The sequence below is a fragment of the Aporhodopirellula sallentina SM41 genome, from assembly GCF_000346505.1.
Classification (GTDB): domain Bacteria; phylum Planctomycetota; class Planctomycetia; order Pirellulales; family Pirellulaceae; genus Rhodopirellula; species Rhodopirellula sallentina.
This window is the reverse complement of sequence record NZ_ANOH01000156.1, coordinates 21,864-28,850: the sequence shown is the minus strand read 5'-3', so window position 1 is coordinate 28,850 and position 6,987 is coordinate 21,864. Positions and strand designations below refer to the sequence as shown.

Sequence of the window (6,987 nt, the reverse complement as noted above, 5' to 3'; positions counted from 1 at the left end):
ATCCCAATGCCCGCTCGCATCACGAAGTATTCGGGATCACCGTAAGGGATATTGTCGAACGAGAAACCGATGTGCGTTTGGCTGCTGGGCAATTCGATGTGCTCGTGACCTTCGATCGGATCCGGCGTGGGCAATCCGTCCCACGTTCCCGTCTTCCAATCGCCGAAGGTTTGATCGATCAGATCATTGATCTCGGCATCGTCGAAGTTACCCGCGATCGACAGAATGCTTTCGCCCGCATGGAAATGCTGTGTGTAGAACTCACGCACGTCATCCATCGTCAACGATGCTAGGCTCTCTTCGCTCGCCATGCCGTTGCGGCCCAACTGGTAGCCGTACTGTCGCTGTCGAAGTCGTTTCATCAATCGCTGCGTCGGCTCGTCCCGGTTGGCCAGCATTTCTTGACGCAGCATCATCTTGGCGTCTTCGAACTGGGCGATGGGCAAGTGCGGACGCCGTACCAAATCGGCGAGCAAACCGATCGCCGGCCCGAGCGACTCGGCAGGCATCGCGGCCGAGAATCCTGTGATGCTGGTCGATGACGCCGCGTTGGAATCGATGCCGAGATTATCTTCGGCGGCAACGAATTGGCGACTGTTGTAGGCCCCCGCACCACGTTGGACCATCTCGACGGTCAACGATGCCAAACCGCACCGAGTGACCGGATCCACGTTCGGCGGCAAGTCACGAATCTCCGCAGTGATCCCACCGGGCATCCACAGCGTGTACGCTGCGGTCCGCAGCCACGGCATCTGCTGCCATAGAACGGTCATACCGTTTTCGAGTTTGCGGGTTTTCACGGACGGCGTTGCGGTTGAGAGCATGTTGATCAGACGCGAGGAGAGATAAACGATGTTGCGTTGGGGAAGCGGTCGCGACCAAGCGAGAACAAAAAGGCATTCAAAGTGACGCGGACAATCGATTCGAGAATCGCGTCACCGTCGTTGACGTCGTTTGGCAACTGCGGCACCAGTGCGACTCGTCGGTGTGCAAGCTTGCCGAGTGGGCATTTCGCGGAGTGGGGACTTTGCTAAATAGTAACTTTGCCAAACTGGAATTTCGCCAAACAGGAATTTCGCCGAACAGGAATTTCGCCGAACATCGTTTGACACATGGCTCGGCAAAAACATGGCTCTGCAAAAACATAGATCGGCAAAAAACATGTCTCGGTAGAAAATTGGTACGGCGAAAAACCTGACTCGGCGAAAAGGAACGTACGAAATCGCCGTACAAACAGACGCCCGATCAGACGGTGCAAACGCGGCGAGGTTTACAGCCCGATCGACACCAATTCGACCGTACGGACGCGTCCGATCAACGTGTGGCTGGTGACTTCGTCGACATGGACGTCCAACAGTTGTCCGGCTTGTCGACGGTTTCCGTCAAAGACGACGATTCGGTCGCAATGAGTTCGCCCGGTCATCTGTACGATCGACGCGTCCTCATCGGCTTTGCCCGCCTTCTTACTCGGCCCTTCGACCAGCACTTGCACCGTCGTCCCACGCAGCTTTTTGTTGCCTTCTTTCGCGACGCGATTTTGCACCGCGAGCAGTTCGTTGTTGCGTTGAGCCTTCACTTCGCGAGGCACATCATCCTCGAGCCGCTCGGCCGCCTTCGTTCCGCCGCGCACACTGTACTGGAAGATAAAACTGTTCTTGAACCGACATCGCTCGATCAAGTCGACCGACTTCTGAAAGTCTTCATCCGTTTCGCCACAGAACCCGACAATGAAATCGCTGCTCACCGCGGCTTCGGGCAGGATCGATTCGATCCGCTCGAACATCTCCATGTACTGACTGACGGTGTATCCGCGTTTCATCCGTTTGAGTACCGCGTCGCTGCCGCTTTGTGCCGGCACGTGGAGGTACGGCGAACACTTCGGCAAATCACGAACCGTCGTCAACAAACGCTCCGTCATGTCTTTGGGATAACTCGTCACGAACTTCAAACGTTCGATGCCATCGATCTCGTGCAACTGTTCGAGCAGCGCGGCCAAATCCGTATCCCCGTCCTCACCGCGATGGCGATAACTGTTGACGGTTTGACCGAGCAACGTGATCTCGCGGCAACCTTGTTCGGCGAGAATACGCGCTTCCGACAGGATCTCGACCGGCGAACGTCCCTGCTCCGGACCACGCGTGTTGGGCACAACGCAGTACGTGCAGAACTTATCGCATCCGATTTGAATCCGCAGGTACGCTTGGAACGGAGTCGGCCGCATTGACGGATCGCGAAGCGGATCGAACGTCTCGTGCGAACGCGCCACGACGGCTTGTTTACCCTCGGTTCGCCCCAGTGACACGGCCATCTGACGGCCTTCGCCGGAGTCGATGTTGGTGATCAATTGCGGCAACGCGTGCAGCTGCCCAGGACCGACGACCATGTCGACGAACGGGGCCCGGCGGAAAATGACTTCTTGGTCTTTCTGCGCCATGCATCCGAGAACGCCGATCTTCTTCTCCGGATGGCGGTCTTTCGTGTCACGCAGTTTACCCAGGGCACTGTACGTTTTCTCTTCGGCCTGCTCCCGAATGCTGCACGTGTTGTACAGCAACAGGTCAGCGGTGTCGGGCGTGTCGACGACTTGATAGCCGTGCCGCTTCAGGTCAGCGATGACCATTTCGCTGTCGAGCACGTTCATCTGACAGCCGACGGTTTTAATATAGACGGTTTTGGTCATTACGCGGAATCTTCAGTCTCGTTAGCGGTTTCGGTTGGCATGTGGGCGTCCTTGTGTTTTTGCACGTGCTTGCGAAGCACTTCGGTCAGCCGGGTTTGCCGACGCCCCATCGCCGAAACGAGGCAGTAAATCGAGGCAACGGCCCCCACGACCCACAACCAATTGATCGATGAGAACACGCCGGCGCCGACGAATCCATCGGCAAAACACCATTCGCGAACGGTCCACCACAAGGCAGGCAGCCCGTCAGCGAGGAAGGCAGGAGAAAACAATTCGGGCAAAGGACACCAATCGGGCAAGGGGAATCCGTTCAACGTCATAGGATAACCGCCACAGCCCGGTTTCCGAAAGGCATCTGGCTCTGCGAAACGAAAGCGGGTTACTGAAGAATTCAGCCACACGAGCCGCCGTTCACACTGCGAAACCTACAAAAATTAGGGAAACACCTCCTCGGGAACAACAACGACGGCCCGCCGGTGCGTCGACGGCACGAATGGAATCGCAGGAAAATCGCCGCAGCAACCAGTAAAACGCCACCACGAGAATGCAACGCCGCGTTCCGATCCCGGCCCAGCGACTATTCCCGGCCCGGCGACTATCCGAGCACCCGCAGCAGCAGCTCCCGGGTTTCCGCCTGAATTCCCGGCTCGTTGCTCTCTCGCGGCCCGGCCACGTTCAAAACCGGAGGCCGCAGCGAATCGAGCCATCCGGCAATTTCCGCCGCGGCGGTCTCCTCGTCCGTGATCGATACACTCAGCGACGGTTTGCCCGCTTTGCAACAAATCCGCTGCGTCAATTTCGTCCCACCGCTGATCTGGCCCCGGTACAGCAACAATGTTGCGTCGGAATCGATCACGTTTTGCTCGGTACGATCCGGATAAAAACGCGACGACAATTCATCGAGCCGGTACTCCGAGGGAACGCGGCCGTCCTCGGCGAGCCGTCCCGCCGGACACCATCCCCCGTGATCGATTCCCAAATCCATTGCCGAATCCAGCGCACCACGGTCGACTCCCGTCTGCCCACCCGACACAATTTTTTCGGGAATAAAACGTTCCACGGCGGGGTCCAAACTGGAAAACAAATCAGGATCTTGCATCGCCACAATATAGCGACGCACACTCCCATCGGGAAACACGCGGCCCGACCAGGAAAGATGCCGCGCGGGAAAATTCCCGTGATCCCGACTGCGGCGAACTGTCCCCCAACTTGACGCAGCGTTTTCGGCGCATGAAAACCTTCCACATGGAGAACCGTATGAGGCAAGCATCGAAAACCGCATGGCTAGCGATCCCGTTCGTCGTACTAATACTCGGCGGGCTGACGAATTTGTGTTGGGGCGCCGACGGCGGTCGACGCTTCGCACACTCCGACAGTGACAAGCGATACCTGCACCACATCGTTCTTTACGACATCAACAATCGAAAGATCACTCCCGATTCGGACCAACCGTACTCGCCCAAGAACACCTGCGGTCGTTGCCACGACTACGAAACCATCTCGCACGGATGGCACTTCAACGCGTTTCGCAGCCACACGCTCCGCGCGGCATCGACAAACTCGAGCGATGATTCAGCGAACCTCGAGGATTCAGAGCGAACCAACGCTGCCGATTCGAGTCACGAACGAGTCACCGACGGACGGCCGGGCGAACCTTGGATCTGGACCGACTCGCGAACCGGAACGCAACTGCCGCTGAGTTACCGTAACTGGCCGGGACGTTTTAACCCCGACGCGATCGGTATCACTGAACTAGAAATGGTTCGACACTTCGGCGGCCGACTGCCCGGTGGCGGGATGGGATCGCAGGACGAACGTCCCTCCGCGGAAACGACCGATGCCGACTCCACCGACGAAGTTCCGCCCTCACGGTGGCAGTTGACCGGCGATCTCGAAGTCGACTGCATGGTCTGCCACGCCGTCTCCGGTGCCTACGACTTTGAACTTCGCCGCGACACCATCGGTTCAGAAAACTTCGCGTGGGCCCCCACGGCGGCGCTGCGGTTAGGCGAGATCGACGGTTCGGTCGCGCGGATCAAAGAAGGTACCGACCCCGACGATCCGCGGACGCAGTCGAAGATACCGAAGGTCAAATACGATGCGAATCGGTTCGGCCCCGATGGCAGCGTTTTCATGGATCTCGTCCGTCACGTCGAAAATAATGCCTGTTACCAATGTCACAGCCAACGCACCGTTGGCGACGACGGCATCGAATCGCGATTCATTCACGACAACGACGTGCACCTGCGTGCCGGGATGAACTGCACCGACTGCCACCGAAACGGAATCGACCACCAAATCGCACGCGGTTTCGAAGGCGAACAACATCCCGAATCGTTCGCATCGATGACCACGCTGAACTGCGTCGGATGCCATCTCGGTACGGACTTCTATCTCGACGAAGAAGACCGCGAGAACTCGATCACCCAACTTGAAATCACGAACCGTCCCGGACGCCTTGGTGCCCCATTGCCTGACCACGACGGTTTGCCGCCACTGCACTTTGAAAAACTAACCTGCACGGCGTGCCACAGCGGCCCGGTTCCTTCGTCATCCGCCGCTGGACTGATGACGTCGCTCGCACATGGACTCGGCGAGAAGGCTCACCGCACCGGCGAAGAACTGCCGTCGATCCGCGGCCCGCTCTTCATCCCCGAAGACTCCTCGCATCCGGCCGCGATGCACGACTCAACGGGGGATCAGGATTCATCCGATAACCACGCGGGCTCCTCCGATTCCCGCCCGTCCGGTCCCGACGCACGCGTGACGGTCGCCCGCGGCATGTGGCCAGCGTATTGGGGCGAGATGCTCGATGGCAACGTGCGGCCGCTCTCGCCAGAAAAGGTTTACGCGGCAACCCGACGTTCACTCCGAGTCCGCCGCGGTTTCATCGAGGAAATCTCGAAACCCAAACTCTCCTCCCGTGACCTCGTTGAATTGCTCGGCGAAGAACGCGGCAAAGTCGATCCGTCGGAATACACCGCGGAGGAACGCGACCAAGTCGACGCGTTGCAGTTGAAAGAAGGCGAGGCTCTGTTTGACGAGAAAGTCGCCGCCTCGCTCGAAGCCATCCAGGAAGAACTCGATGTGCAGCAGGCGGTCTACGTTTCCACCGGAACAGTCTACGCACTCGCCGAGCCGGAACCCGCCGAAACCAACGATGCCGAGGAAGAACCGAACCCCAAAAAAGCAACGACGACTGACAACGAAGCCGACGCGCCGAATCGTTTGCGCACGGTCTCAGTCGGCAACCCGGACGCGGTCAGCATGGTTTCCTGGCCGATGGCACACAACGTTCGTCCGGCCGGATGGTCGCTCGGTGCCACCGGTTGCTTGGAGTGTCACGCCGATGAGAGCGTTCTGTTCGCGTCGACGGTCACGCCGGTCGGGCCCGCCCCCGCCGTCGGTACCGCAGTCACAATGGCCAGCCTCCAAGGGATCGACGAAGCCGACCGGTTGTTGTGGAACCAAATGTTCGGCGGACGCAAATGGTACAAATTGTTGGTCGCCGGATCGCTGGTCGTTCTCGGCGTGATGATGCTGCTAGGATTGGCCGCCGCCGCGAACCGACGTGGCGGTCTCGCCACGGGATCACTGGCTACTTCCGAAAGGACATCGTGATGTTGACATTGATCCGAAATCTAACGTTCGGGGTCGTACTGCTCGCCGCGATCGTGCTGTTTGGAACCTCGCTACCGACATGGTGGGGCGGCCACTTCGGCGGTTATCGCTTACTCGCGCACATGTTCGCGAGCGGCTTGGTCGTGGTCGGGTTACCGGTGTACGCGATTCTCCGGTGGACGGATTGGTTATCCCCGCCGATGCCGAGTCGGGGTTCGTCGTGGACGTTCTGGACTTTGCTGCTGACAGGTTTTCTCACCATCGCGAGCATGTACGCGTGCATGTTGCCGTCCACGTCTACACCGTGGATGATCACGTTGATCGACTTCCACGGCTGGATCGGCGCTACGATGTTGGTCGCCGCGATCGCTCACCTGGTCACCTTCCGCCGCGCCAACAGCACCGCGAACTAAGACCACCGCTGCCCCCAAAAAGCCAAGACGCTAGTCGATGGCAACGCCCCAAAATCAGGCGCCATTGCGTTGCGAAAGTCGCCAAGACTTTCGGCCATCCAAGAGACGCACCTAAAACTCCCGAAGGGCTGTTGATTAATTCGTTTAACGGGCAGCCGTAGGCGACCTACTTGCCACTGCACGTTGCCTACGGCTACCGGTTAAACGAAATCAGGTCGACTGTTGATTGAAATCCCTATCCCTCGCTGGCGCAGCGGGCTGGTAGATCAACAA

General features: G+C 58.7%; 6 protein-coding genes. 2 read left to right on the top strand and 4 right to left on the bottom strand.

Going from position 1 to position 6,987, the window contains the following annotated elements; translation table 11 throughout:
* The 4 genes from RSSM_RS10335 to RSSM_RS10315 all read right to left on the bottom strand — a co-directional run.
* The coding region (locus RSSM_RS10335) for a M16 family metallopeptidase (protein WP_236621065.1) at positions 1-773 on the bottom strand (773 nt) is incomplete at its 3' end.
* Positions 774-1,270: 497 nt separating this feature from the next.
* Complete coding sequence (gene miaB, locus RSSM_RS10325; protein WP_008677658.1) at positions 1,271-2,680, bottom strand: tRNA (N6-isopentenyl adenosine(37)-C2)-methylthiotransferase MiaB; 1,410 nt, start codon at positions 2,678-2,680, stop codon at positions 1,271-1,273.
* Complete coding sequence (locus tag RSSM_RS10320; RefSeq protein ID WP_008677655.1) at positions 2,680-3,000, bottom strand: hypothetical protein; 321 nt, start codon at positions 2,998-3,000, stop codon at positions 2,680-2,682. Before RSSM_RS10320 ends, miaB begins: the two co-directional genes overlap by 1 nt.
* Before the next feature lie 275 nt (positions 3,001-3,275).
* Positions 3,276-3,800, bottom strand: coding sequence for a putative molybdenum carrier protein (locus tag RSSM_RS10315; protein WP_236621064.1), 525 nt, complete (start codon positions 3,798-3,800; stop codon positions 3,276-3,278).
* Between the two features lie 137 nt (positions 3,801-3,937).
* Here RSSM_RS10315 and RSSM_RS10310 point away from each other — a divergent pair, with 137 nt between their 5' ends.
* Both RSSM_RS10310 and RSSM_RS10305 read left to right on the top strand, forming a co-directional pair.
* On the top strand, positions 3,938-6,301 hold the full coding sequence (locus RSSM_RS10310; RefSeq protein ID WP_008677649.1) for a hypothetical protein: 2,364 nt from the start codon (positions 3,938-3,940) through the stop codon (positions 6,299-6,301).
* Positions 6,301-6,714 (top strand): hypothetical protein, encoded by a 414-nt coding sequence (locus RSSM_RS10305; protein WP_008677647.1) that lies wholly within the window; start codon positions 6,301-6,303, stop codon positions 6,712-6,714. The genes RSSM_RS10310 and RSSM_RS10305 overlap by 1 nt, the downstream gene beginning before the upstream one ends.
* The last annotated feature ends 273 nt before the right edge of the window (positions 6,715-6,987 follow it).

Excerpts from the sequence above, each read along its gene's own strand:
- miaB (WP_008677658.1), bottom strand. The coding sequence starts at position 2,680 with ATGACCAAAACCGTCTATATTAAAACCGTCGGCTGTCAGATGAACGTG.
- RSSM_RS10305 (WP_008677647.1), top strand. The coding sequence starts at position 6,301 with ATGTTGACATTGATCCGAAATCTAACGTTCGGGGTCGTACTGCTCGCC.
- RSSM_RS10320 (WP_008677655.1), bottom strand. The coding sequence starts at position 3,000 with ATGACGTTGAACGGATTCCCCTTGCCCGATTGGTGTCCTTTGCCCGAA.
- RSSM_RS10310 (WP_008677649.1), top strand. The coding sequence starts at position 3,938 with ATGAGGCAAGCATCGAAAACCGCATGGCTAGCGATCCCGTTCGTCGTA.